Raw genomic sequence first — 242 nt, forward strand, 5'->3', positions numbered from 1 at the left:
CTTTTAAACTATCAATAGCCTTTTGAAGCTCTTCAATTTTCTTACAGCATTCTGACTTAGAATTTTCTGTCTCTTTCTTTTTAGACTCTAGGTCTTTTATCTTAGCATCTTTTTCATCAAGAGCTTTTTCTAAGTCCTTAATTCTATTGTCTTTATCTTCAATTTCTTTAGTCTTCTTTGTAAGTTCCCCTTCTAAAGACTCGAGCTTTTCTTGCATTTCTTTGATTTTATTTTCGTTTTTA

At 29.8% G+C, this 242-nt stretch carries 1 pseudogene; it reads right to left on the reverse strand.

Annotated elements, in window-relative coordinates:
- A pseudogene (locus tag HMPREF0077_RS10260) lies at window positions 1-242 on the reverse strand (leucine-rich repeat protein); the annotation flags it as partial.

Source organism: Anaerococcus tetradius ATCC 35098 (genome assembly GCF_000159095.1).
Classification (GTDB): Bacteria; Bacillota; Clostridia; order Tissierellales; family Peptoniphilaceae; genus Anaerococcus; species Anaerococcus tetradius.